The following is a 733-nucleotide window of genomic DNA, read 5'->3' on the forward strand; positions in this document are numbered from 1 at the left end:
ATCTTGGTCTAGGCGGGCTTTTACTCGGCGCGTAAAGGCCGATAAATTACCGGGGTAGCGAGAGAGTTCGTAGTAACGATCGACCACCTCGTCCGTCACTATGCTGGCATCGAAGTATACTTCCTTGAGTCCAATTTCATACATAAACCGTGGCGAAACATGCTCCATTATCTGGTCGATCACTGGCCATTGAGCGAGTTCAATGGCAGGTGGCCAACTTTCCTGTTGATAGCCAAGCGCGTTCAGTAGGGTGAGCGTTTTTACTTGGGATGGGTGTTCAAGCGCATATTGCCAAGCGATGCGTCCACCGAGAGAGCTGCCTACCAGATGTGCTTCTTCTATATTGAGTGTGTTTAAAAAGTCAGATAAAAAGCGAACATCGTCGGAGACTTCATAGCGATCAAGTCGATCTGGTCCAGTGAGTCCGAATCCGGGAAGATCCATACGCACAATTCGAAACGAACCTTGTAACTGCTCGGCCCATGTATCCCAAGTGTGTAATGAAGAGGCCGTGCCATGTAAGAGCACTATTGCCGGGCCGCTTCCTTCATCACGATAATGCACGCGATTACCATCAATTTGCACAAATCTGGATGCCTCATTGGTGTATCTGCTTTCCAACGTCTCTTTAGACAAATCACTTGTGCTGAGTGACGCGAAGCTTAAGCCGACACCCAAGATCAAAAAAACTGGGAGACATAAACGAAGCAATAACGGCTGTTTAGATGGCACG

General features: G+C 48.3%; 1 protein-coding gene. It reads right to left on the minus strand.

Features of this window, described 5'->3' with window-relative positions; all coding sequences use genetic code 11:
• A partial coding sequence (locus A3751_RS17240) for an alpha/beta fold hydrolase (RefSeq protein ID WP_231876925.1) occupies positions 1-585 on the minus strand: 585 nt, incomplete at its 3' end.
• Positions 586-733 lie beyond the last annotated feature (148 nt).

Source organism: Oleiphilus sp. HI0080 (assembly GCF_001635135.1).